We start from the raw sequence: 23,893 nt of genomic DNA on the forward strand, positions 1-23,893 counted from the left end.
CGCGGCTCAAGCCGCTCCCACGAACGGATCGTTCCAGATCCACGCCGCTCGCGCCCATCCGGATCGCCCGTCATTCGCGGTAGAATGCCGTGCTTCACCCCACCGGCACTCCCATGCTGCGCATCCAGGCTGAAGCACTGACCTACGACGACGTTTCGCTCGTCCCCGCGCATTCGATCGTCCTGCCCAAGGACGTTTCGCTCGCCACCCGGTTCACCCGCGAACTGCGCCTGAACCTGCCGATCGTGTCCGCGGCCATGGACACGGTCACCGAATCCCGCCTCGCCATCGCCATGGCGCAGCTCGGGGGCATCGGCATCCTGCACAAGAACATGTCCGCCGAACGGCAGGCGGCTGAAGTGTCGCGGGTCAAGAATTTCGAGGCCGGCGTGATCCGCGAGCCGTTCACCGTCGGCCCGCAGACCACGATCGGCGAGGTGCTGAAACTCACCCGCGCGCGCAACATTTCCGGAGTCCCGGTGGTCGACGGGGGGCACCTGGTCGGCATCGTCACCGGGCGCGACATGCGCTTCGAGACCAAGCTCGACGACCCGGTGCGCAACGTGATGACCCGGAAGGAACGCCTCGTCACCGTGCGCGAGGGCGCCAGCGAAGATGAAGTGCTGCAGCTGCTGCACAAGCACCGGATCGAGAAGGTGCTGGTGGTCAACGACGGCTTCGAGCTGCGCGGCCTGATCACCGTCAAGGACATCCAGAAGGCGCACGACAATCCCAACGCGGCGAAGGATGCTTCCGAAAGCCTGCTGGTCGGCGCCGCGATTGGCGTCGGCGGCGACACCGAGCAGCGCATCGAGCTGCTGGCCTCGGCGGGCGTGGACGTGGTCATCGTCGACACCGCGCATGGCCATTCGCAGGGCGTGCTCGATCGCGTGGCCTGGGCCAAGAAGCATTACCCGAAGCTGCAGGTGGTGGGCGGCAACATCGTCACCGGCGACGCGGCGCTGGCGCTGATGGACGCGGGTGCGGACGCGGTCAAGGTGGGCGTTGGCCCCGGTTCGATCTGCACCACGCGCGTGGTCGCGGGGGTCGGCGTGCCGCAGGTGACTGCGATCGACATGGTCGCCGAAGCCCTGCGGGACCGCATCCCGCTGATCGCGGACGGCGGCATCCGCTATTCCGGCGACATCGGCAAGGCGCTCGTCGCCGGCGCCTCGACGGTGATGATCGGCGGCCTGTTCGCCGGCACCGAGGAAACCCCTGGCGAAACCGAGCTCTACCAGGGTCGAAGCTACAAGAACTATCGCGGCATGGGCAGTCTGGGCGCGATGGAAAAGGGCAGCTCCGACCGCTATTTCCAGGACAGCAGCGACGCCGACAAGCTGGTGCCCGAGGGCATCGAGGGCCGCGTTCCGTATCGTGGGCCGCTGTCGGGCGTCGTGCACCAGCTCGCTGGAGGCCTGCGCGCGACGATGGGCTATGTCGGCTGCGCCACGATCGAGGACATGCGCACCACGCCGAAGTTCGTGAAGATCACCGGCGCCGGCCAGCGCGAAAGCCACGTCCACGATGTGCAGATCACCAAGGAACCGCCGAACTACCGCGCCGGCTGAAGCGCCTGCATCGGGAATCGAGAATCGGGAATCGATGACCGCGGCGCTCTGCACGATTCCCGATTCCCCACTCCGACCCGGCCTGCATGACCGACCTCCACAGCGACAAGATCCTCATCCTCGATTTCGGCGCGCAGTACACGCAGCTGATCGCGCGGCGCATCCGCGAACTGGGCGTCTATTGCGAGGTCTGGGCCTGGGACCACGACCCGGCCGAGATCGCGAGGTTCGCGCCGAAGGGCATCATCCTGTCCGGTGGTCCCGAATCGACCACCGAACACGGCGCGCCGGCCGCGCCGCAACAGGTGTTCGAAAGCGGCCTGCCGCTGCTGGGCATCTGCTACGGCATGCAGACGATGGCCAAGCAGCTTGGCGGCGAGACCGAAGCCGCCGACTCGCGCGAGTACGGCCATGCCGAAGTCACCCTGGTGGCCGCCGACCTGCTGTTCGAAGGGCTGAAGGACCATCCCGGCGCGCCGCCGCGGCTCGATGTGTGGATGAGCCACGGCGACCACGTGTCGAAGGCGCCGCCGGGCTTCACCGTGACCGCGAAGACGGCCCGCGTGCCGGTCGCGGCATTCGCCGACGACGAGCGGCGCTGGTACGGCGTGCAGTTCCATCCGGAAGTCACCCACACCCGTTCCGGGATGCAGATGCTGCGCCGCTTCGTGGTCGACATCTGCGGCTGCCAGACGCTGTGGACGGCAGCCCACATCATCGACGACCAGGTCGCGCGCGTGCGCGAACAGGTGGGGTCGGACGAGGTCATCCTCGGCCTGTCCGGCGGCGTCGATTCGTCGGTGGTCGCGGCGCTTCTGCACAAGGCGATCGGCGACCAGCTGACCTGCGTGTTCGTCGACACCGGCCTGCTGCGCTGGCAGGAAGGTGACCAGGTGATGGCGACCATGGCCCGGCACATGGGCGTGCGCGTCATCCGCGTCGACGCGCGCGATCGCTACTTCGACAGGCTCAAGGGCGTCAGCGATCCGGAAGCCAAGCGCAAGATCATCGGCAACCTGTTCGTCGAGATCTTCGACGAGGAGTCCGGCAAGCTGGCCAACGCCAGGTGGCTGGCACAGGGCACGATCTACCCCGACGTCATCGAGTCGGCCGGCAGCAAGACCGGCAAGGCGCACGTCATCAAGAGCCACCACAACGTCGGCGGTTTGCCTGCGCACATGAAGCTCGGGCTGGTCGAACCCCTGCGCGAGCTGTTCAAGGACGAAGTGCGCCGCCTGGGCGTCGAGCTCGGCCTGCCGCGCGAGATGGTCTACCGCCATCCGTTTCCCGGTCCGGGCCTGGGCGTGCGCATCCTGGGTGAAGTGAAACCCGAGTACGCCGACCTGCTGGCGCGCGCCGACGCGATCTTCATCGAGGAATTGCGCAGCGCGGACCTGTACGACAAGACCAGTCAGGCGTTCGCGGTCTTCCTGCCGGTGAAATCGGTGGGCGTGGTCGGCGACGCGCGTGCCTACGAATGGGTGATCGCGCTGCGTGCGGTCGAGACCATCGACTTCATGACCGCGCACTGGGCGCACCTGCCGTACGACTTCCTCGGCCGGGTGTCCAACCGGATCATCAACGAAGTGCGCGGTGTCTCGCGCGTGGTCTACGACATCAGCGGCAAGCCGCCGGCGACGATCGAGTGGGAATGAACTCCGCCTCCAGGCAAACAGGAACCATCCGATGACGCTTTCGCTCTACGACATCTCCGTGCCCGCGCTCGTCCGCGGCCTGCAGAACCTGTCCCACCAGATCGACAAGGCCGTGGCTTTCGCCCGCGAAAGCGGCGTCGATGCCGACGACTTCGTGCAGGCCCGGCTCGCCGCCGACATGCTGACGTTCGCCGGCCAAGTGCAGCGCGCCAGCGACACCGCCAAGTTCGGCGCCGCGCGTTTGTCGGGCGGGCAGTCGCCATCGTTCCCCGACGACGAGACGACGCTGGAGCAGCTGCAGGCGCGCATCGCATCCACCGTGGCCTACCTGCAGGGCGTGCCGGCCGGGGAAATCGAGGGACAGGAAGCGCGGGAGATCCGATTCACCGCCGGACAGAACGAGCTGCAGTTCAGCGGCGCCGACTACGTGCGCACGTTCCTGTTGCCGAACTTCTATTTCCACCTGACCATCGCCTACGGTCTGTTGCGCCACAAGGGCGTGCCGCTGGGCAAGCTCGACTTCCTGCGCGGCGCGCAGCCGGGCTGAGCCGCGGCGTGATCGAGCCCGCGGACGACACCGACACACGGTGGATGGGCCACGCCCTCGCATTGGCCGAGCGTGCCGAACGCGAGGACGACGAGATCCCCGTCGGCGCGGTGCTGGTGGACGCCACGGGCAACGTCGTCGGCGAGGGCTGGAACCGGAACATCGCCGAGCACGATCCGACCGCGCACGCCGAGATCGTGGCGATGCGGCGGGCGGGCAGGGCGCTGGGCAACCACCGGCTGCTTGGCTGCACGCTGTACGTGACCCTGGAGCCCTGCGCGATGTGCGCGATGGCGATGGTGCATGCGCGCCTGGCGCGCGTGGTGTTCGCCGCCAGCGATCCCAAGACCGGAGCCGCGGGCAGCGTCTTCGACCTGCTCGCCGATCCGCGGCATAACCATCGCGTCGAGACCCGCGGCGGCGTGCTGGCGGAAGAGGCCAGCAGCCGGCTGACCAACTGGTTCCGCCGCCGACGCGGGCAGCCGCCGCTGGCCTGAAGATGCCGTCCACGGGCGCTGGGCTATGATGCTGCGCCCCTCGAGGATGACACCACACGCATGGCAAGCAATAGCGGACACGCACGCGACGGCCGGTTGATCTGGATCGACCTGGAGATGACCGGCCTCGACACGGAGCGCGACTCGATCATCGAGATCGCCACCGTGGTGACCGATTCCGAGCTCAACCTCCTCGCCGAGGGGCCGGTGTTCGCGATCACGCATCCGCTGTCCGTGCTGGAGGCGATGGACGAATGGAATCGCACCCAACACGGCCGGTCCGGGCTGTGGCAGCGCGTGCTGGAACAGGGCGTGCCGATGGCGGAGGCCGAGGCGCGGACCCTGGATTTCCTGCAGCAGTGGGTGGGGCACAACCAGTCGCCGATGTGCGGCAACTCAATCTGCCAGGATCGCCGCTTCCTGCATCGGCAGATGCCGTCGCTGGAGCGGCACTTCCACTACCGCAACCTCGACGTCAGCACGATCAAGGAACTCGCGCGCCGCTGGGCGCCGGAAGTGCTGGCCGGCGTGCGCAAGGAAGCCGCGCACACGGCGTTGAGCGACGTGCGCGATTCGATCGCGGAGCTGAAGCACTACCGCACGGCGATGGGCGTGTTCGGCGCGCCGCACTGAGGCGCCTGGCGATGCCGTTGCTCTTGTAGGAGCGGAGGCAGCCGCGAGCTCTTGCCGGCGATCCGGCGTCACGCAAAGTTTCGCGGCTTCCGCCGCTCCTGCAATGAGCGAGGCCGGCTGATCGCCGGCCCCGTTCGTTCGATCAGGACGCAGCCTTCGACTTCGCCAGCTTCAGCCAGGTGTCGACCACGGTGTCGGGGTTGAGCGACACCGACTCGATGCCTTCTTCCATCAGCCACTGCGCGAGGTCCGGATGGTCGCTCGGGCCCTGGCCGCAGATGCCGACGTACTTGCCCCTGCGGCGCGCGGTCTGGATCGCCATCGACAGCAGCTTCTTCACCGCCGGGTCGCGTTCGTCGAACAGGTGCGCAACGATGCTCGAATCGCGGTCCAGGCCAAGGGTGAGCTGGGTCAGGTCGTTGGAGCCGATCGAGAAGCCGTCGAAGATGTCGAGGAATTCGTCCGCCAGCAGCGCATTGGACGGCACCTCGCACATCATGATGATCTTCAGCCCGTCCTGGCCCTGCTTCAGGCCGTTGTTCTCGAGCACCTCGACCACCTTGCGGCCTTCGTCGAGGGTGCGCACGAACGGGATCATCACCCAGACGTTCGATAACCCCATCTCATTGCGCACCTTGCGCACGGCCTTGCACTCGAGCGCGAACGCCGCGGCGAACGACGGATCGACGTAGCGGCTGGCGCCGCGGAAGCCGATCATCGGGTTCTCCTCATGCGGCTCGTAGCGCGCGCCGCCAAGCAGGTTGGCGTACTCGTTGGACTTGAAGTCGCTCATGCGCACGATGACCGGCTTCGGATGCACGGACGCGGCGATGGTGGCGATGCCCTCGGCGAGCCGATCGATGTAGAACTCCACCGGTCCGGCGTAGCCGGCGATGCGCTCGTCGATCTTCGCGCGGATCGCAGGCTCCTGCGCGTCGTATTCCAGCAGCGCCTTGGGGTGCACGCCGATGTGGCTGGCGATGATCATTTCCAGCCGCGCCAGGCCGATGCCGGCGTTGGGCAGCTGGCCGAAGTCGAACGCGCGCTCGGGGTTGGCCACGTTCATCATGATCTTCAGCGGCGCCTCGGGCATCGACGACAGGTCGGTGGTGATGCGCTCGAAGGGCAGGGTGCCGGCGTAGATGAAGCCGGTGTCGCCTTCGGCGCAGCTGACCGTGACCTCCATGCCGTCCTCGATCAGGTCGAGCGCGTTGCCGGTGCCGACCACCGCCGGGACTCCGAGCTCGCGGGCGATGATCGCCGCGTGGCAGGTGCGGCCGCCGCGGTTGGTGACGATGGCCGCGGCGCGCTTCATCACCGGTTCCCAGTCGGGGTCGGTCATGTCGGCGACCAGCACGTCGCCGGGCTGCACGCGGTTCATGTCGTCGAGCGTGCGCACCACGCGTGCGACGCCGGCGCCGATCTTCTGGCCGATCGCACGGCCTTCGACGACCACGTCGCCGCGCTGCTCGAGCTGGAAGCGCTCGATCTGCGTGGCCTTGGCGCGCGACTTCACCGTTTCCGGCCGCGCCTGGACGATGAACAGCTTGCCGCTGACGCCGTCCTTCGCCCACTCGATGTCCATCGGCCGCTGGTAGTGCTTCTCGATCACCAGCGCCTGCTTCGACAGCTCGTGCACGTCCTCGTCGCTGAGCGAGAACTTGTTGCGCAGTTCGGCCGGAGTGTCCTCGGTGCGCACGCGTTCGCCGGGGGCATCGGAATACACCATGCGCAGCTGCTTGCTGCCCAGCGAGCGGCGCAGGATGGCTGGCCGGCCTTCGGCCAGGGTCGGCTTGTAGACGTAGAACTCATCCGGGTTGACCGCACCCTGCACGACCATCTCGCCCAGGCCGTAGCTGGAGGTCACGAACACCACGTCGCGGAAGCCAGACTCGGTGTCGAGCGTGAACAGCACGCCCGAGGCGCCGACGTCGGAGCGCACCATCAGCTGCACGCCAGACGAGAGGAACACGTCCTCGTGCTTGAAGCCGTGGTGCACGCGATAGGCGATGGCGCGGTCGTTGTAGAGGCTGGCGAAGACTTCCTTGACCTTGCGCACCACGTCGTCGGCGCCGGTGACGTTGAGGAAGGTTTCCTGCTGGCCGGCGAACGATGCGTCGGGCAGGTCTTCGGCGGTGGCCGACGAGCGTACGGCCACGGCCACGTCGCCGCCGCCGTTCTCGCCGCACAGTTGCGCGTAGGCCGCGCGGATGTCGGCGTCGAGCTCGGGCTGCAGCGGCGCGTCGATGACCCAGCTGCGGATCTCCTTGCCGGCCGCGGTCAGCGCCGGCACGTCCTCGACGTCCAGCGGGGCCAGGCGGTCGAAGATGCGCTGGTGCAGGGTGTTATGCGCGATGAAGGCCTTGAAGGCGTCGGCCGTGGTCGCGAATCCGCCCGGAACCGAGACGCCGAGCGCGTCCAACTCGCCGATCATCTCGCCGAGCGAGGAATTCTTGCCACCGACCTGGGCCAGGTCGGTCAGTCGCAGGTCGTGGAGCCACAGGATGTTTTTGCTGGAAGCGAGGGCGCTCAAGACGGGCACTCCGGGTTGTGCAGGCGGACGGTAAGAACGGGCGGGGCGGGCGGAGCCGGCCGAAGTTGGCTATTTTAGCAAGCCGATCCACCGCGGCGCTCGTCGTCATCCATGGGAAGCGTTTACACATGTCCGCAATTCGCCCGGTTTTCTATGTGTCCGACGGCACCGGCATCACCGCCGAAACCATCGGCCACAGCCTGCTTACCCAGTTCGCCGACACCCTCTTCAGCACCGACCGGATTCCGTTCGTGGACAGCGAGGAGCGGGCGCGCGAGGCGGCCGACCGGATCCGGGCCAAGGGCGAGGAGGTGGGCGTGCGCCCGGTGGTCGTGAGCTCCTGCGTCGATCCGGAGCTGACCCGCCTGATCGGTGAAAGCGGCGCGCTGGTGCTGGACATCTTCGCGCCCTTCGTCGAGCCGATGGAGCGCGAGCTGGGACAGCAGCGCAAGTCGCAGGTCGGGCAGGCGCACGGCATGGTCGATTTCAAGACCTACCACGCCCGCATCAACGCGATGAACTACGCGCTGACCCACGACGACGGCATCGCCATCAACTACGACGACGCCGACCTGATCCTGGTCGCGGTTTCTCGCGCAGGCAAGACGCCCACCTGCGTCTACCTCGCGCTGCATTACGGTGTGCGTGCGGCCAACTACCCGCTGACCGAGGAAGACCTAGAACACGACCGCCTCCCGCCGCGCCTGCGTCCGTACCGCAGCAAGCTGTTCGCGCTGAGCATCGATCCCGAGCGCCTGCACCAGATCCGCGAGGAGCGACGCCCGAACTCGCGCTACGCGCAGCTCGATACCTGCAAGCGCGAGGTGGCGGCGGCCGAGAGCCTGTTCCGGGCAGAGCGCATCCCGGTGCTGAGCACCACGCACAAGTCGATCGAGGAAATCGCCAGCACGGTGCTGACCACGCTCGGCATCCGCCGCGGGATGTTCTGAAAAAGCGCGCCGGCCTCGGCGCGAATCGCGTTGCGTGCAAACGGCCGGGAAGCCTTCACGTTAGGGCCCCGGTACCAGTCCGTCAATGCTGCCGCGGCGCGGCTCCAGCGTGTAGGATCGGGCCATGTCCAAGGTCCCCGTCAGCGATCGCACCGCGCATGTTCCGAGGCTCAGCCGCTTCGGCTGGCTGATGGGGCTGTATGCGGAAAACTTCAGCCGGCTGACCCGGCTTTTCGAACCCGCCGACCTGGCTCAGGGCCGCTATGTTTCGACGATCGGCGACGGCCTCGACCTGCAGCTGGAAGTCATCGCGCAGCACGCCTACACCACCGAACTGCGTCTGACCTACGGCCTGCAGGACCCCGTGACCGGCGAGCCGGATCCGTCTGCGTTCCTGCGCCTGTACCGCGATGCGCGCCAGGTGGAAGCCACGCACTGCTACGTGGGCCGGCGCTGGCAGGATGTGATCGGCATGTACCCGCCGCCGGCGGAGGTCATCGGCCATCGCATGCGGATGAACACCTTCCTCGGCAAGTGGCTGCAGTACCTGGCCGAGGGCGGCCACGGCGTCGCCACGCTGCGCGCGGCGCCGTCCGAAACCAGGGCGGCGTGAGGCACGCGTCGCGCTTTTATCCATCGTTCACGGCCTTTACGCCCTGCAAACATCCGGCTGCTAGCATCGCCCTCCAACGCGCCTGAATGCGCATGAGGAGACACCGATGACCAAGCTCGACAAGCCGTTGCGGCGCGAAGTCCAGATCGGCGACAAGGCCTACACGCTCACCATCGATCCCGACGGCCTGAAGCTGGTCGAGAAGGGCCATCGCAAGGGCATGGAAGTGAGCTGGGCGTCGTTGGCCGGGAGCGAAGGCGAGGGCGCGTCGCAGACGCCGTCGATGTAAGCGACGCCAGAGCCGTAGCGCTGCCGCGAAAGGCCCGCCACCGCGGGCCTTTTCGTTGCCGGCGGAAACAGGATTGCACGCGATTCGTCAGCGACATCCGTCACGTGATTTCTGCCCGCTCCAGCCGTGGCGTGCGATCAGCACGCTATCGCCGCCGGCGGTACGCACCGCGACGCCGGTCGCGTCGCCACGCACGCGGTTGCGTGCGTAAGCCAGACGGCTTGCCACGCCGATCGCCTCGAGCTTGATCGCACGCAGTTCCAGCGCCTTGCCCCGCAGGCTGACGATCCAGCCGTGCCGGACGGGTTCCACGGTCAACACCGACCTCGCCATGTCGTCCACCTTCCCGCTTCGACGCGAGCCTGGGCCTGTCCGGTTCAACGTCGCGCGCCGACGTGGCTGGCCGTGCTCGCATTGGTTCGGAGGGCGGCGATGCTGCGCGGTGGAACCGGCATTGAACCGGATAGTGGCGATCAGGCACGCGGAAACGACGAGGGCCGCCTTTCGGCAGCCCTCGTCGTCGAATCAGAGGTGGCGTCCCCACGGGGATTCGAACCCCGGTGTCCACCGTGAAAGGGTGGTGTCCTAGGCCTCTAGACGATGGGGACGCAGTGGAACTTGCAGCGCTTCCAGACAGGCCATGTCCGGAATTGGTGGAGCCAGGCGGGATCGAACCGCCGACCTCCTGCATGCCATGCAGGCGCTCTCCCAGCTGAGCTATGGCCCCACGGGCTGGAAAGCGCGGAATTCTAGCCAGCGGTTGCCGAACGCGCAAGCGCTGATTTCGATTTCGCGCGTCGCGTTCACCTCGCGGCCGCCGCCAGGCGCAGTCGCAGCGCGTTGGCGACCACCGAAACCGAACTCAGGCTCATCGCCGCGGCGGCCAGCATCGGCGACAGCAGCAGCCCCGTGAACGGATACAGCACGCCGGCGGCGATCGGGATGCCGAGCGCGTTGTAGGCGAAGGCGAAGCCCAGGTTCTGGCGCATGTTGCGCACGGCCGCATTGGAAATCGCGCGCGCGCGCGCGATGCCACCCAGGTCGCCCTTGACCAGCGTGACCTGGGCGCTGGACATCGCCACGTCGGTACCGGTCCCCATGGCGATGCCGACATCCGCGGCAGCCAGCGCCGGCGCATCGTTGATACCGTCGCCGGCCATCGCCACGCGGCGGCCTTCGGCCTGCAGCCGCTGGACGAGCGCGAGCTTGTCGGCTGGCCGCACGCTGCCGTGGACCTCGTCGATGCCCAGTTCGCGCGCCACCGCCTGCGCCGTGGCGGTGGCGTCGCCCGATGCCATGACGATGCGCAGGCCGGAGGCGTGCAGCTGCCGGATCGCGCCCGCGGTGCCGGCCTTGAGCGGGTCGGCGACCGCGACCAGGCCCGCGAAGCCGCCCGCCACGCCCAGATACATGGCCGTGGCGCCCTGCGTGCGCAGTTCGTCCGCGCGCGGCGCGAGTACGGAGGGATCGATGCCGTGTTCGCGCATCAGCGCGTCGTTGCCCAGCACCAGCGCCTTGCCGTCGATGCGGCCGCGCACGCCGGCCCCGGTCATCGACTCGAAGTCCTGCGCCGGCGACAGCGCCATGTCGCGCCGTCGCGCCTCGGCGACGATCGCCGCGGCGAGGGGATGTTCGCTGCCGACGTCGAGGCTTGCCGCCAGTCGCAGCACTTCGTCGGGGTTCCAGGGATCGGCCGCCAGGACCTCGCGGAAAGCAGGCCGGCCCTCGGTCAGCGTGCCGGTCTTGTCGACCACCAGGGTGTCGACGCGGCGCAGCGTTTCCACCGCTTCCGCATCGCGAAACAGCACCCCGGCCTGCGCGGCGCGGCCGGTGGCGACCATGATCGACATCGGCGTCGCCAGTCCCAGCGCGCAGGGGCAGGCGATGATCAGCACCGACACGGCGGCGAGGATCGCGTGAGTCCACGCCGGTTCCGGGCCGAGCAGGCCCCAGCCCAGGAACGTCGCCACGGCGATGGCGAGCACGCCCAGCACGAACCAGTACGCGACCCTGTCGGCCATGCGCTGCATCGGCGCGCGCGAACGCTGCGCCTGCGCGACCAGCTGCACGATCTGCGACAGCACGCCGTCTCCGCCGGTCTTCTCGGCCTGCATCACCAGCGCGCCGGTGCCGTTGAGGGTCGCGCCGATGACGCGATCGCCGGTGGACTTCTCGACCGGCACGGGTTCGCCGGTGAGCATCGATTCGTCGACGTTGGAGCGACCGTCGACCACCACGCCATCGACCGGCACCTTTTCCCCGGGACGCACGCGCAGGCGATCGCCGACGTGGATCCCGGCCAGCTCGACGTCCTCTTCGCCGCCGTCCTCGCGCAGGCGGCGGGCGGTCTTGGGCGCCAGGCCCAGCAGCGCCTTGAGCGCCGCCGAAGTCTGCGAGCGCGCCTTGAGTTCGAGCAGCTGGCCGAGCAGGGTCAGCGAGACGATCATCGCCGCGGCCTCGAAATAGACGCCCACCACGCCGTGGTCGCGGAACGAAGCCGGGAACACGCCGGGCGCCACCGTCGCCACGACGCTGTAGCCGAAGGCGGCGAGCACGCCCGTGCCGATCAGGGTCCACATGTTGGGGCTGCGGTTGTGGATCGACTGCAGCCAGCGTTCGAGGAATGGCCAGCCGGCCCACAGGACCACCGGCGTGGACAGTGCCAGTTCGATCCACGGCTGCGTCGCGGCCGGCACCAGGGCGAACTCGTGTCCGGCCATCGCCAGCGCCATCGTCGCCAGGCTCAGCGGCAGGGTCCACCAGAAACGGCGGCGGAAATCGGCCAGTTCGGGGCTTTCGCCATCCTCGGGCGACGGCAGCATCGGCTCCAGCGCCATGCCGCAGATGGGGCAGGTACCGGGGCCATCCTGCTCGATCTGTTGATCCATCGGGCAGAAATAGCGCGTGCCGGGCGGGGGAGGCGGGGCCGGTTCGGCCTGTTCGGGATGCAGGTAGCGCCCGGGGTCGGCGAGGAACTTCGTCCGGCAGCCGGCGCTGCAGAAGTGGTACTCGGCGCCACCGTGGTTGGCATGGTGCGCAGTGCTCGCCGGATCGACGGACATGCCGCAGACGACGTCGATTGCCTTGTCGCCAGCAGATCCGACCGGCATGTTCCCGCCGCCGTGATGCGCGGCGTGGGCGTGGCCGGTCACGACCGTGCCGTCCGGCCGCGCGTGTCGGACGCGCTGTCGCTGGTGAGCGCCGCCATGATCGGACAGGTGGCGAGCGGACCATGGCCCGGGCAGGCGTCGACCAGCCCGCGCAGCGCTTCGCGCATCCGCGCCAGCTCGACGAGTCGTGCCTCCACGAGTTCGAGCTTCTTGGAAGCTTTTTCCCTCATCTCATTCATATCATTGGAAGAATGAGTACTTATCGCCATCAGCTCACCTATTTCCTCAAGAGTAAAGCCGAGTGTTTTGGCACGCCGGATGAAGTGCAGGCGGGTGACGTCTTCGGAGGCGTACTGGCGATAGCCGCTGGCGCTGCGTGCCGGCTCCGGAATCAGACGCTGGCGTTCGTAATAGCGGACGGTATCGATGGGCACGCCGGCCTGGCGCGCGAGCTGGCCGATGTTCATGGCGGTCTCCTTGGGGACAGGCACCATGATAAACCCTAGACTTTGGTCAAAGGTCAAGGGTTGGGTGCCGAGGGCGGATTGCCGGCGCGGGGACCCGATCAGAACCAGAAGCGGATGCCCGCGACCCAGGCGCGGTCCCCCGCATCCCCGCCCGCGGCTTCGGCCCGATCGGCGGTGCCGCCGAAACGACGCGTCCAGACGTAGCCCGCGTAGGGCGCAAGCTGCGGGCTGAACTCGTAGCGCAGGCGCAGTCCGACACTGGCGTCGCTCAGGCCCTTGCCGACGTGGTTTTCGTCGTCGTCGCGGCTGTAGAAGTTGGCTTCGAGCTTCGGCTGCAGGATCCACCGGTTGGTGAGCAGCACCTCGTATTCGCTTTCCACCCGCGCGGCGAGCCGCCCGGAAGCCCCGACATAGCCGATGGCCTCGAACTCGATCTTGTAGGGCGCCAGGCCCTGCACGCCGATCGCGAGCCAGTCGCGCGTCGCGCTGCCGCCGGAATCGTAGCGCACGCCGAGGGTGCGGTCCCACCACGGCCCGGTGGCGTGGCTCCAGAACAGTTCGGTGCTGGCGTGATCGAGCCGGCCATCGCGGCGCTCGCCCTCGCTGCGCAGCCAGAGCTTGTCGAAGTTGCGGCCAACGCCCGCACGCAGGTCCCAGCCCAGGGCGTTGTCGTTGCCGTGTTCGAGCCGGTCGCCGCGAAGCACCGCGACCAGCGGGTTGTCGTCCATGTGCCCGCGCATGTCCATGCCTTCGAGGTCCGCCGGGAACGCGGCGGCGCGTTCGGCGGCGGTGGGAGCGGGGAAGGGGAAGGGCGACTGCGACGCGTCGGTGTGCGCCGATTCGCCATGATGGACGTGCGCAGGCGCGTGGGCTTCCTGCGCCGGGGACGCATCCTGCACGTGATGGGCGTGGGCATCGTGCTGCGCGAATGCCGGCGCGGCGACGGCAAGGACGGCCGTCAAAGAGGCGGTGGCGAACGACTTCATTCGACCCGCACCTCGCGGAACATCCCCAGTTCCATGTGCAGCAGCATGTGGCAGTGGAAGGCCCAGCGCCCGATCGCATTGGCGCTGACGCGATAGCTGCGGACATGGCCAGGCGGCACGCTGATCGTGTGCTTGCGCAGGTGGAAGGCGCCGGATGCGTCTTCCAGGTCGCTCCACAATCCATGCAGGTGGATCGGGTGCTCCATCATCGTGTCGTTGACCAGCACGATGCGCATGCGTTCTCCGTAATTGAGACGGATGGGCGCGGCCTCGGAGAAGCGGACGCCGTCGAAACCCCAGACGTAGCGCTCCATGTTGCCGGTCAGGTGCAGTTCGACGGTGCGCGACGGTTCGCGCGGGTCGGGGTCGTCGAAGGCGCTTTTCAGGTCGGCGTACGTCAGCACGCGGCGGCCGTTGCCGCGCAGGCCGATGCCGGGATCGTCGAGTGCGCGCGAGGGCGCCATCGTCTGCATGTCGACCGCGGGATTGCCGGTTTCGCCGGCCGGGTGCGACACCATGGAGGCCGCGCCGCCGGCTCCATGCATCGAATGGTCCAGTTTGGTTGCCGCGTTCGCGGGCGGCATGGCATGGCCCATGGCGGCGTGGTCCATCGCGCTGTGGTCCATCGCGCTGTGGTCCATCGCGCTGTGGTCCATCGAGGCGTGGTCCATCGAGGCCTGGGGCTTCGAGACCTCCCTGCTCATCGCAGCGTGGTCGTGCGCGGAAGCCGGCACTGGATTGGCGGCTTCGGTTGCATCCGCTTTTTTCATCCCATGGCCGCCATGTCCCATGTCGGCCATGGTCAGGATCGCGCGGGGATCGAGGGCAGGGATGGGCGCTTCGAGCCCGATCCGCGGCGCCAGCGTGGCGCGCGCGTAGCCGCTGCGGTCCATCGCCTGGGCGAAGACGGTGTAGGGCTGGTCCTCCATCGGCGTCACGACGACATCCAGCGTTTCGGCCACGCCGATCCGGAACTCCTCGAAAGAGACCGGATGCACCGGTTGCCCGTCGGCGGCCACCACGGTCATCTCCAAGCCGGGGATGCGCACGTCGAAGTAGGTCATCGCCGAGCCGTTGATGAAGCGCAGGCGCACTTTCTCGCCGCGCTTGAACAAGCCGGTCCAGTTCCCGGCGGGGGTCACGCCGTTGATCAGGAAGGTGTAGGTCAGGCCGTTGACGTCGGCCAGGTCGGTCGGGCTCATCCGCATCCGGCCCCACATGCCGCGATCGTCGAGCGTCGCGCCCAGGCCGTCGCGGCCTGCGTCGCGGATGAAATCGCCTACCGTGCGCTTGTGGCGGTTGTAGTAGTCGGGCTGGATCTTCAGCTTGCGCACGATGGCGTGCGGATCCTCGTCGCTCCAGTCCGAGAGCAGCAGCACGTAGTCACGGTCGGCAGCCACCGGGTCGGGTGCGTCCGGCTCGATCACGATCGCGCCGTAGACGCCCTTGGCTTCCTGCAGGCTCGAATGGGCGTGATACCAGTAGGTCCCGGCCTGTTTCAGCGTGAATTGATAGGCGAACGCTTCGCCCGGACGGATGCCGTGGAAGCTCAGCCCCGGTACGCCGTCCATGTTCGACGGCAGCAGGATGCCGTGCCAGTGGACCGACGTATCCACGCCGAGCCGGTTGGCCACGCGCAGCGTGATCGTGTCGCCCTGGCGCCAGCGCAGCAGCGGCCCCGGCACGCCGCCGTTGACGGCGACGGCATTGGCCGGGCGGCCGGTGTAGTTGACCGGGACGGCGCCGATCGACAGGGCGTGATCCGTTGATTGACGCCAAGCATTCGCCCTGAAACTAACCGCCTGATTTCCAAAGAGAAGCGCGAACTAACGGGGCGTTTCGTCGGTGCTTTCCTCGTCAACAACTTACCCCGAATTCCCAGAACAACCAGCAATCGCCCGTCATTTCCTCGAACAACCGACGATCTGCCCGCTATTTCTTCTGCCGCATTTTGCCGGCTCGACGCGTGAGTCCGTTCCGGGTCCTCGGCCGCGTTGCAGACAGCTTGGATGCGGTCATGGTCTTCGTAGCGGATGAAATGGGCGCGGGGATGTCGACTGTACGCCTAGAGGGGGGCGGACGTGTTGGCGTCCAGCACACCCTCACCGAACGGATTACGTCGTTCGCGATGACGATCTCTGCCGTGGGCAAGGACCAGCGCTGACACTTCGATACTTTCCCGCAGGCCATCATCGACCTGAGTATCGTCTCCAAACCTTGGGTATACGCCCGGGCAAGGATGGCTTCCAAGGCTCTGGCCACGTGGCGTCGCCCCGAGATCCCATCCAGCGCATGGGATCGGGCCGCTTGAAGGGAACGGCTACACCCGTCGTCGCGCACCTCCAGACCGGAGACCACCCTGTCCAGCAACTCGCCGCAGAAACAGGCTGCTGTCGGGTCGACGGCCGAGAGGTTGAGCCAAATTCTTTGGTCGCTGGACAACCCGTGGGGAGCGATCAGGCAGTCAGGGCGGTTGACGAGGTTCTGTTCGAGGGTCTGTCCTTCTTCCAGCCCATTCAGGGTGGCGAGCTCGAGCGGGGTGGGTGTGTTAGCCGGAAACGCCGCCACGGCATCTCGGGTTGCCTGAGCGAGCTTGGCGTGCATCGTGGCGGGGAGCGGCACGAACGTCAGTGGACGCTCGCCACCCAGAAGGCTCCAGCCCCAGAACTCGCCTTCGGGTGGGTCCTCCCCAACATCGGAAAACTCTTCTAGGTCGGCCGCGGGCTTGGCGGTTACGAGCATGCCCTCGAGTTCAAGCGATTGGCGAGCCAGTGCAGCGTATCCCGGCATCCAATCGGTATGCGGGGCGGGGACTACGAGCAGACGGGACTTTCGTTCTTCGGCCGCCCAATCCAGATATCGGCTAGCCCATGCGTCGACATCCGCCGCCGGGAAATGCCACATGTTGATCGAAGCTGTCCTGACCTCGAACGCGTCGTACCCGCACTCGCAGCGACCAAGTCGAAGATCCTGGTGAAAGCGTGCCCAGCAGGTTCGACCACACTGAGGACAACCGGTGTGCAGCTTGGTGGCATGCCACGGACAGTGATCGATAAAAGGCAGTTGGAAAAGCGCACAGTGGTAACCATGGGCCGCGCAGAGAGGGCAATCGCGCAGTGGAAGGTTGTGGCGTTCCAGCACACGCCCGGTGCGCAGCGGGCTCCACACGTCTGGTGACCAATAGTCGCCCACGCGCGTCCGTCGCAGTCCAAGTGCGTGAAGCAGCCCCGCTTTTGGGGCACCAGGCCTTTGGGTCGCGGTCAGTGCGTCGGATGTCACTCGGTTGCGAATCCCTAGCGCTGTCAGTTCAACGCCCATCAGCCGGCCCAACTGCGTCATCCGCCGGAGCAGCCCGTAGCCGGAGATGTAGGGATAGGGTTCGAGTTCGGCGCCAAGGAGAGCCGGCAATGCCGGCCCTCCTTGGATGACGTCACGCCACGCCATTACGCGGCCTCGTCATGGCCCAAGTCCGGCATGCGCATCTTCGCGCGGACGAACTCCAGGCGGAGATAGCCGCTGGCCAGGAGAACATGCCTGACCTGCTCAGACGTGAAACCATTGAAGTCCGGCTTCTCGTGGGCAATGTCGGCCAGAAGCGAGTGCACGACCAAGGTAAACGTTGCCATCGGCCACGCATCGGTTTCGGGCAGCTTGTACTCCTTGCGCAGCGACCGGACGCCTTCGAAGATCACCGGCGCATCCTTCGACAGACACCAGCCGCGATCGAACGCGTCCTTGGCGAAGTAACGCGAGAACGGCATGTCCGGCGTCGGCCAGGCGACCGAACGGTCGTAACGACCCAAGGCATGGGTAATCTCCGCAATCCCCATCAGCGGCCGGAACGGGGCGGTGTCCATGAACCAGCGACGCACGGTATGGGACGGGCGTTCCAGCCAGTCGTCGCCGACATCGACGCCCTCGGCATCACTCTGGCGAACCAGCACGAGGAACAGGCTGAGGTTCTCATCGAGCACCAGACCATCCAGATCCTCGAGGTACTGGTACTCGGGCTCGGTGATGCGCTGGGCGTTGTCGATGAAGAGCACCATGCGGCGCTGCCGCGCCTGGCCGCAACGCGTGCGAATAAAATTCACCAGGCGTTCGAGGCCCAGGCCGGGATCCATGCGGATGGCGTTGACGAGCTTCAGTCGCCGGTTCATGGCGGTCCAGAACGCACGGTCCGAGCGACGGATTCCGCTGGGCATCACCATGCGCGCCGCGATGCCGATCTGCTGTTTCGTCTTGTTGTTGACCAGCCAGCGCGACGCATTGTCGGTCAGGTACTGCTGCGCGGTTGTTTTGCCGAGCCCGCCACCACCGTACACCGAGCAACCGTGATGACCTTGACTGATATTGGAGAGGATGAAATTGGCGAGGTACTCCGTCGGCTTGGTATAGATCTGGTAGCTGTTGGGAATGAAAATGGGGTGTTCGTTGTTGTCCATGAGTTCTCCTGGGCGTGTGTGCGCCATGCGGAAAGGTGGAAAACCGAAGCTTCAGAAGTCGTTTTCGTCGTCGAGGCTGATCCAGCCACCCGGAGGGACTTTCATGGGGGCATTGATCACTGGCGGACGTGAACTCGGTGGCGCGCCGTTGTGGACCTGTTCCATGCGGGCAAGTTGATCCACGGCCTGCTGGGAGGTTGGCGCGAGTGCACGCAGGAATGCGACGTAAGCCGCGATCGCGCAATCCACGCCGGTGATCGAGAAGCCTGTCCTCAACTTCGACCACTGCATGATCATGGCCCGCGTCGTTTCATCGTGGGCTGTGCGGTTCCAAGGCGCGGCCGCCCGGACGGCGCACAGGGGAGTGGTGGCGGTGCGCATCAGCACGAACGATCGCAGGTCGTGGCGATAGATGCGGGCCAAGACCGTCTTGCCGACCAGTTCCCACTTGTTGTCCAGATCCGGGCTGCGATAGCGCACGTACATGTAATTGACGTGCGGCATCACACCTTCGTTGCGATTGCCGTGAACCGTCAGCGGTACTAGCACGCTGCTCATGTCGCTGGCGTCTTCCTCGGCCTTGTCCGGCATGAAAGCGAAGGCCTTCGGCCCTTGCATCTGCAGATACTGAAGCGGACTCAGGTCGCCCAGCGCGGGGTGGGGTGTTGCGTTGTAGTTCGCGATGATGACGTCCAACAATTCTTCAAACGCATGCAACTGGATCGGATAGTCGTTCGGCGCGAAATTGCTGATACGGATCTTGTTCTCACCTAGTCGCTTGGCGGGCTCGAATCCGCCCGGCACGTCGCGGAGAGCGCCACGCTCCAAGCGCGAGAAGAATTGCTCGACGATCGGGCGGGAACGTGGTTCGTGCGCACGCCCATAGAACAGCATGCCGCCGCGGGCGCGACAGAACGCTTGCTCGAAGTCCAGGGCCGAATGCGCCTTCGCGTTGTCCAACGCCAGCAAGCGCGAGCGCCATGACGAGTGTGCGCCCAGGGAGCCCGAGGGTAGGCCAGCACCCGGTGCGTACTCCAAGCCAGGGATCGTCAGTTCTCGGCGTTTCCACGGTTGCAGGGACTTCGTGATGCAGGAGGCGAGGTCGAGGTTGTTGTAGGCCCTGCCGACGCGCAGGATCCAGCCCACGATGGCGCGGGACTCGACCTCGATCTCGACCAGCAACCACAGCGAGGTGATCTGGCGCTTGACGGAACCGCCGTTGGGCAATGCCACGCCGAGAACGGCCTCGATGTCGATGCGATGCCCGTCGATTTCCGTGCGAGCGAATGGGCTCCCTCGAAAAATTCCGGACAAGGTGGAAGGCGGTGCATCGGCGGTATCGAGGTTACCGATATCGGCGTGGTCGATGCGACGCTGGCGGATAAAGCGGAGCAGGGCGCGGCGCCCTTGGTCGGCTTGATTCAGAGGATAGAAATCCCGCAGTTCCAGACGTTTGAGCTCGGCGACGATCTTCGCGTGCAACCGGTCGAAGGCTTTCGGCGGTCGCCCGGGTGGCAAAGGCTGCCCGAACTCGTCGATCCAGAACGCGATTTCGGGGCGTGCCGAGAGGAGTTGGCTCATCGCATGCGGGCCGGCCAAGCGTGGCATTTCCGCATCGCCTTCCTGTTCGCCGCGCTGATAGGTGCCCCACGGCACGCACACCCTGAATCCGTACGGTTGCCCGTCGTGGGCCAGTTGCGGGGCGCGTTTAACCATGGCGCGCAAGCGTTTGTGGCACAGCCCGTGTGCGTCGGCCGCACGGGTGATGCCCATATCGCCTGTCAGGACTGCCGTCAGTGCCGCGCACGCTTCCTTGAAGCGCGACCGGATCGATTCAGCGAGATCGGACTCCTTGGGTTTGTACCAGGCATCAAGCTCCTCGGTGGGATAGCACGTGTATAAGCTACGCACGGGCCACCTCCAGGACGGCGTCGGCAGCGCACGGCAAGTAGTCCATCAGCCGCAACTCGCCTTGATGGATCATGCCCGCCACTACTGCGCGTACGTTTGCAGGAGTGAAATCCAAGGTCTTGATGAGGTTCGACAGCGAGACGCGCTCGGTGTTGGCGAGGCGCGCACGGATCTGGTTCCGAATAAGCGAGCGTGTCGCCAGTCGCCCGTACTCCCACACTAACGGCAACAGTTCGAAGCCGGTTGCAAGCCAGGTCCGTGCGGAAAGCAACTCCGACTCTGTGACATAGTGCAGCCGGATGCCATTGCGCTGTGCGGCCTCATCGAGTTCGCTTCGATCCCGAATGGAGACAGTACCCGTCGTGCTGCCGACGGTGCCTGCATCGGGAATGACCAAGTAGAAGCGCTCCTCGCCTGATGCGTCACGTGTCCAGAACGACACATCGATCTGTTGTTTGGCGGTGAGTTGGATGCGACGCGGTCGCTCGATGTATTTCTGGATGGTGGAATCGAACTCGAACTTGAGCGCCACTGCGGCGTTGACCGCATCGGCGATCGTGACCACCCGCCGGTTGCGTGGCGAAAAGAAGACGAATACTTCTCGGCGATTGCGTTCGCCACGGGTCAGCTTGCGAGGCGTGTAGGGCAGGTTGGTGTCAATGGCATGCGATGCCACGGACGAAGCGTCCGCTGTCGCGGTGGTTCCAGCAGTCATGGCAGCTCCTTCGCGCGCCGCTTAGGCACACGGCAAGGGACCGGGGTTTCCCGGTCGAATGGCAAAGGGAGGGGCAGTGCTCGCATCCGCGAGCGGTGCCTTGGCGCTCAGTGCGCGGGCTCGGGCTCGAGCCGGTAGCTCAAGATCAGGCGTGACAAGGGGCTGATGTACAGATGACTGCGGTATGCCGGTCCGCCCGGTACCTTCAGGTGAGTCAGGTAGTGAACGGGACGGGGCCGCTCGTTGTGCCGGGCGACGGCCCCCTCCAAGGCGGAGGTCACGGCGTCGAACGGAACGCTTTTGGCCTTTTTTCGATGGTTTTGCATCTGGGAATGTCCTTTCTGGGGCTGCCGGAGGCAGCAGTTGACACTGCCCAGGAAAAGAACGATGCTGTGGGTGAGCGCCCTATGGCATCGCGGGACCCTGGCAGGGGTCCCGCTTCTTTTCCGGGATCGGAAAGTTCGGATACGGGTGAAGCAGACGTTGGTCGGCGAGTAGTTCCTCCTGGCTAAGGACATGTCATGGTTTGTCCGGCACCTCGCCAAGCGAGGCCAACCAGATCGCAATGTCGCGTGTTCGTGCAAATCGCCCACGGCGACCCTCTAGAACGAATGTTTCCACCGGCAGCCGATCGGCTGCCGCTGCCTTTTGAAACGCCCGGGTGGTCCTGAAACCAAGGCATCGAGCGAGCTCGACGCCACCAATGAGCTCGCCGTGGGCAGTTATCAGGGCGGAAACCAACGGGTGAGAGAGACGAGGGGGCTGCACAGGACTGCAAGTTCGCCTTAGGGTCGACAAAGCGCAGTCGATCATGGTCTATTGAGCATGTCTATGCCAAAAAAGACCATCAAATCCGCTCATTTCTTCTCTGGAAAGGGGGGCGATCGCAAAATTGCTCGGAAGCCTCGAAGCCGAGAGCGGAGTCGAGAGGATCTGGTCCACCGCCTGCGATCCATGCTCTGGTTTGCGGCTGTTGACAACCGCTATTCCGGGAACTCGACAAATGCGATGGACGTTGACCTGCTCGCCTTGCCCGACACGAGTGGGCGGGTCATGTGGCGGATCAAGCGACACGCCTCGGATCCAGGGGAGCAGCGATCCGAATTGCTCCAGAAGCGGTCCCCTGTCGATGTGATCGGAGAGAGGCCAGGCTTTCACCATACGAAGACGATCTACAACAGCGAGTTGTTCACAGAAGTGCTGGTGGCTAGGCCGCTGGAGGTGGAGCGACGCGATGCGCTAATCACAATCGTTCTAGATAGGTTAGGACTGTACGAGCCGAGTCAGGCTGACCTCGCCATTGCCGAGAGAATCGGAACTGCCGTTGAAGGATTTCGCAATCCTGTCCACGGCTTGCGAGCTTGGCTGGCGGTTTTTACTCGCAGACGCCATATCGATCACGTGCTGCTCTTGTGTCTGCTCTATATGCGTGCGTTGGCGATGGCCAACCATTACGAGGCGTTGTCGTTCCGCGAAGCCGTACTTTTTGCGATTCAACGATTCTGCATGCGGCCGGGATTTAATGGTGACGTTGAAACGCTTTGGCGTTTTATCATTGCACGCCGGGTCTTTACCAATCGGATAAGCTTGGATCATCCAGATGCCGCGCTCATTGCGGCAGAAGAACTGGTTTCGATGTACTTTCGACGCGCCTCTACTGCGGCCGAGCGGAAACAGTTCGAGTGGATGCGCTACATGACCGCTTGTCGATCCGAACTGGATTACCAAGAACATTCTTCATTCATCACAAAACGAACGCCCGGCATTGACGCATTTCTCTCGGAGAGAAGCGTTCTAGAAGAGCGGGCGGTTCGCTCTTGGCGCGCCGAATCCTTGTGGCGAATGCGAAGCTCAATACGACAAGGCGTTACGGCCGCCACTCGTTTCCAAGAGATGCACGGACATCGAGAGAACTGGCGACCAGGTGACTACTAGGGTGCCAAGTCCTGATGTGTGACACGTTTCCTGCGTTCGAAACTAGGCAGTAGAGCGACCAAGAAGCACCTCGGCGCTAGGCCATCCGGTCCAGTAAAACGGACCCAAGCGCGTCACCCTGTAGGCGAATCCTCGGCCTAGCGCACTTTCTGGCTGCGGGGAAGATAGCGGAAAGGAACAGCCGCTCTAAGCACCACTGGCACTACGGACGCTCTGCGCCGCACTTCCTGATAGATGGCCTCTCGGGTTCCATCAGCATGAGGCCCTTGTTGCTGGGCTAGCGAAGCACCGCGTCTCACTGCTGCCCATGCACAGTAGCGCCACTGGGCCGGGGTGAGAACGACGCAGTCGCGGTATGCAAACGCGATGTCCTGCGCCCAATCGCCTGGGAAGCGGTGCTTGACCAACTGCTGCTCAAAGAAGCGCTCGGTTTCCGCTGAGCCGATGTCCATCGACGTTGCAGGGAAGACGATGCCCAGCATCCAACTGGTCGCACGCCCGCGAGTCTGGCCATCATGGATAGCGCTCCGCGGGAGCAGTTCCTTTACCCTGAGTTCGTGCTGCTCAAAGGCCTAAGCTTGCGCGCGCGTGAAGTTCTGGAAAACGCAGTCCACTTCGCTCAAGACGTCCGCGCAATGTAGCTCTTTCGTAGTAGAGCCGGATCAGCGATCGCACACCAGTAGTCCTTTCCGAGGTCGAACCACAGGTTGGCAAATCCTCGTGCCAAAGCGGTGGCGGGCAACTCGTGTTCTGGCGGAAACGCGCAATTGCCGTAGCGTCCGGCGGCCAAGGCGGCTGCGCGACGCGTCAGCTCCCGATACATAGCCTCACGGATGTGCTCGGCCGGCATCGCCTTCTGGCAGGCTACACTGGCCCCTTGGCGAACGGCGGCCCAGGCGCAGTAGCGCCATTGGGCGATGCTCAGTGCCATTCCGCCCAAGCGCTGAGCAAACTCCATGTCCGCCTGCCACTGACCTGCCCCCGGTAGCCGTACCAACCATTACTGGGAGAGCCCGGGGTTGAAGGGTACTGCGGT

Annotated in this window: 21 protein-coding genes, 2 tRNA genes and 1 pseudogene; 9 read left to right on the top strand and 15 right to left on the bottom strand. The window is 65.6% G+C overall.

What is annotated here, in order from left to right; translation table 11 throughout:
- Positions 1-113: 113 nt before the first annotated feature.
- The 5 genes from guaB to orn all read left to right on the top strand — a co-directional run bounded on the left by guaB (position 114) and on the right by orn (position 4,903).
- Entirely contained in the window at positions 114-1,571 is a 1,458-nt protein-coding gene (gene guaB / locus ACFOM9_RS05565; protein WP_386707380.1) for an IMP dehydrogenase, read from the top strand.
- Between the two features lie 86 nt (positions 1,572-1,657).
- On the top strand, positions 1,658-3,226 hold the full coding sequence (guaA, locus tag ACFOM9_RS05570; RefSeq protein ID WP_386707126.1) for a glutamine-hydrolyzing GMP synthase: 1,569 nt from the start codon (positions 1,658-1,660) through the stop codon (positions 3,224-3,226).
- 31 nt (positions 3,227-3,257) lie between these two features.
- On the top strand, positions 3,258-3,773 hold the full coding sequence (locus ACFOM9_RS05575; protein WP_386707129.1) for a DUF1993 domain-containing protein: 516 nt from the start codon (positions 3,258-3,260) through the stop codon (positions 3,771-3,773).
- Between the two features lie 8 nt (positions 3,774-3,781).
- Positions 3,782-4,270 (top strand): tRNA adenosine(34) deaminase TadA, encoded by a 489-nt coding sequence (tadA, locus tag ACFOM9_RS05580; protein WP_386707131.1) that lies wholly within the window; start codon positions 3,782-3,784, stop codon positions 4,268-4,270.
- A gap of 60 nt (positions 4,271-4,330) precedes the next feature.
- Positions 4,331-4,903, top strand: coding sequence for an oligoribonuclease (gene orn / locus ACFOM9_RS05585; RefSeq protein WP_386707133.1), 573 nt, complete (start codon positions 4,331-4,333; stop codon positions 4,901-4,903).
- 142 nt (positions 4,904-5,045) lie between these two features.
- Here orn and ppsA read toward each other — a convergent pair whose 3' ends face one another.
- Positions 5,046-7,436: a phosphoenolpyruvate synthase gene (ppsA, locus tag ACFOM9_RS05590; protein WP_386707135.1), complete on the bottom strand. Its 2,391-nt coding sequence runs from the start codon at positions 7,434-7,436 to the stop codon at positions 5,046-5,048.
- Positions 7,437-7,564: 128 nt separating this feature from the next.
- Here ppsA and ppsR point away from each other — a divergent pair, with 128 nt between their 5' ends.
- The 3 genes from ppsR (at position 7,565) to ACFOM9_RS05605 (ending at position 9,288) form a co-directional block, all read left to right on the top strand.
- A complete protein-coding gene (ppsR, locus tag ACFOM9_RS05595) occupies positions 7,565-8,386 on the top strand; it encodes a posphoenolpyruvate synthetase regulatory kinase/phosphorylase PpsR (protein ID WP_386707138.1) in 822 nt (273 codons plus the stop codon).
- A gap of 124 nt (positions 8,387-8,510) precedes the next feature.
- A complete protein-coding gene (locus tag ACFOM9_RS05600; RefSeq protein WP_386707141.1) occupies positions 8,511-8,999 on the top strand; it encodes a DUF1249 domain-containing protein in 489 nt (162 codons plus the stop codon).
- Between the two features lie 106 nt (positions 9,000-9,105).
- Entirely contained in the window at positions 9,106-9,288 is a 183-nt protein-coding gene (locus tag ACFOM9_RS05605; RefSeq protein ID WP_386707144.1) for a hypothetical protein, read from the top strand.
- An 87-nt stretch (positions 9,289-9,375) separates the two neighbouring features.
- Here ACFOM9_RS05605 and ACFOM9_RS05610 read toward each other — a convergent pair whose 3' ends face one another.
- The 12 genes and pseudogenes from ACFOM9_RS05610 to ACFOM9_RS05665 all read right to left on the bottom strand — a co-directional run bounded on the left by ACFOM9_RS05610 (position 9,376) and on the right by ACFOM9_RS05665 (position 21,248).
- Positions 9,376-9,600: a hypothetical protein gene (locus tag ACFOM9_RS05610; RefSeq protein WP_386707147.1), complete on the bottom strand. Its 225-nt coding sequence runs from the start codon at positions 9,598-9,600 to the stop codon at positions 9,376-9,378.
- 220 nt (positions 9,601-9,820) lie between these two features.
- Positions 9,821-9,896: transfer RNA gene (locus tag ACFOM9_RS05615), tRNA-Glu, on the bottom strand.
- Between the two features lie 43 nt (positions 9,897-9,939).
- A tRNA-Ala gene (locus tag ACFOM9_RS05620) sits at positions 9,940-10,015 on the bottom strand.
- Positions 10,016-10,091: 76 nt separating this feature from the next.
- A complete protein-coding gene (locus ACFOM9_RS05625; RefSeq protein WP_386707383.1) occupies positions 10,092-12,398 on the bottom strand; it encodes a heavy metal translocating P-type ATPase in 2,307 nt (768 codons plus the stop codon).
- Positions 12,399-12,436: 38 nt separating this feature from the next.
- On the bottom strand, positions 12,437-12,865 hold the full coding sequence (locus ACFOM9_RS05630; RefSeq protein WP_386707150.1) for a MerR family transcriptional regulator: 429 nt from the start codon (positions 12,863-12,865) through the stop codon (positions 12,437-12,439).
- Positions 12,866-12,963: 98 nt separating this feature from the next.
- The gene (locus tag ACFOM9_RS05635) at positions 12,964-13,851 is read right to left on the bottom strand and encodes a copper resistance protein B (protein ID WP_386707153.1); all 888 of its coding nucleotides are present in this window, start codon (positions 13,849-13,851) and stop codon (positions 12,964-12,966) included.
- Positions 13,848-15,623 (bottom strand): annotated as a pseudogene (locus ACFOM9_RS05640) (copper resistance system multicopper oxidase); the annotation flags it as partial. The pseudogene ACFOM9_RS05640 and the gene ACFOM9_RS05635, both read right to left, overlap by 4 nt.
- A 160-nt stretch (positions 15,624-15,783) precedes the next feature.
- Positions 15,784-17,259, bottom strand: coding sequence for a hypothetical protein (locus tag ACFOM9_RS05645; protein ID WP_386707156.1), 1,476 nt, complete (start codon positions 17,257-17,259; stop codon positions 15,784-15,786).
- A 35-nt stretch (positions 17,260-17,294) separates the two neighbouring features.
- The gene (locus tag ACFOM9_RS05650; RefSeq protein WP_386707159.1) at positions 17,295-18,296 is read right to left on the bottom strand and encodes an ATP-binding protein; all 1,002 of its coding nucleotides are present in this window, start codon (positions 18,294-18,296) and stop codon (positions 17,295-17,297) included.
- A gap of 51 nt (positions 18,297-18,347) precedes the next feature.
- The gene (locus tag ACFOM9_RS05655) at positions 18,348-20,207 is read right to left on the bottom strand and encodes a hypothetical protein (RefSeq protein WP_386707162.1); all 1,860 of its coding nucleotides are present in this window, start codon (positions 20,205-20,207) and stop codon (positions 18,348-18,350) included.
- On the bottom strand, positions 20,200-20,922 hold the full coding sequence (locus tag ACFOM9_RS05660; protein ID WP_386707164.1) for a hypothetical protein: 723 nt from the start codon (positions 20,920-20,922) through the stop codon (positions 20,200-20,202). Before ACFOM9_RS05660 ends, ACFOM9_RS05655 begins: the two co-directional genes overlap by 8 nt.
- A 107-nt stretch (positions 20,923-21,029) precedes the next feature.
- On the bottom strand, positions 21,030-21,248 hold the full coding sequence (locus ACFOM9_RS05665; protein ID WP_386707167.1) for a hypothetical protein: 219 nt from the start codon (positions 21,246-21,248) through the stop codon (positions 21,030-21,032).
- Between the two features lie 682 nt (positions 21,249-21,930).
- On the opposite strand from ACFOM9_RS05665, the gene ACFOM9_RS05670 reads away from it, so the two are divergent.
- Positions 21,931-22,857, top strand: a complete 927-nt coding sequence (locus ACFOM9_RS05670; protein WP_386707170.1) for a hypothetical protein — start codon at positions 21,931-21,933, stop codon at positions 22,855-22,857.
- Positions 22,858-22,994: 137 nt separating this feature from the next.
- Here ACFOM9_RS05670 and ACFOM9_RS05675 read toward each other — a convergent pair whose 3' ends face one another.
- Entirely contained in the window at positions 22,995-23,339 is a 345-nt protein-coding gene (locus tag ACFOM9_RS05675; protein ID WP_386707173.1) for a hypothetical protein, read from the bottom strand.
- A gap of 137 nt (positions 23,340-23,476) precedes the next feature.
- A complete protein-coding gene (locus tag ACFOM9_RS05680) occupies positions 23,477-23,788 on the bottom strand; it encodes a hypothetical protein (protein ID WP_386707176.1) in 312 nt (103 codons plus the stop codon).
- Positions 23,789-23,893 lie beyond the last annotated feature (105 nt).

Origin of the sequence: Luteimonas notoginsengisoli (assembly GCF_042648885.1) — a bacterium.
Classification (GTDB): Bacteria; Pseudomonadota; Gammaproteobacteria; order Xanthomonadales; family Xanthomonadaceae; genus Luteimonas; species Luteimonas notoginsengisoli.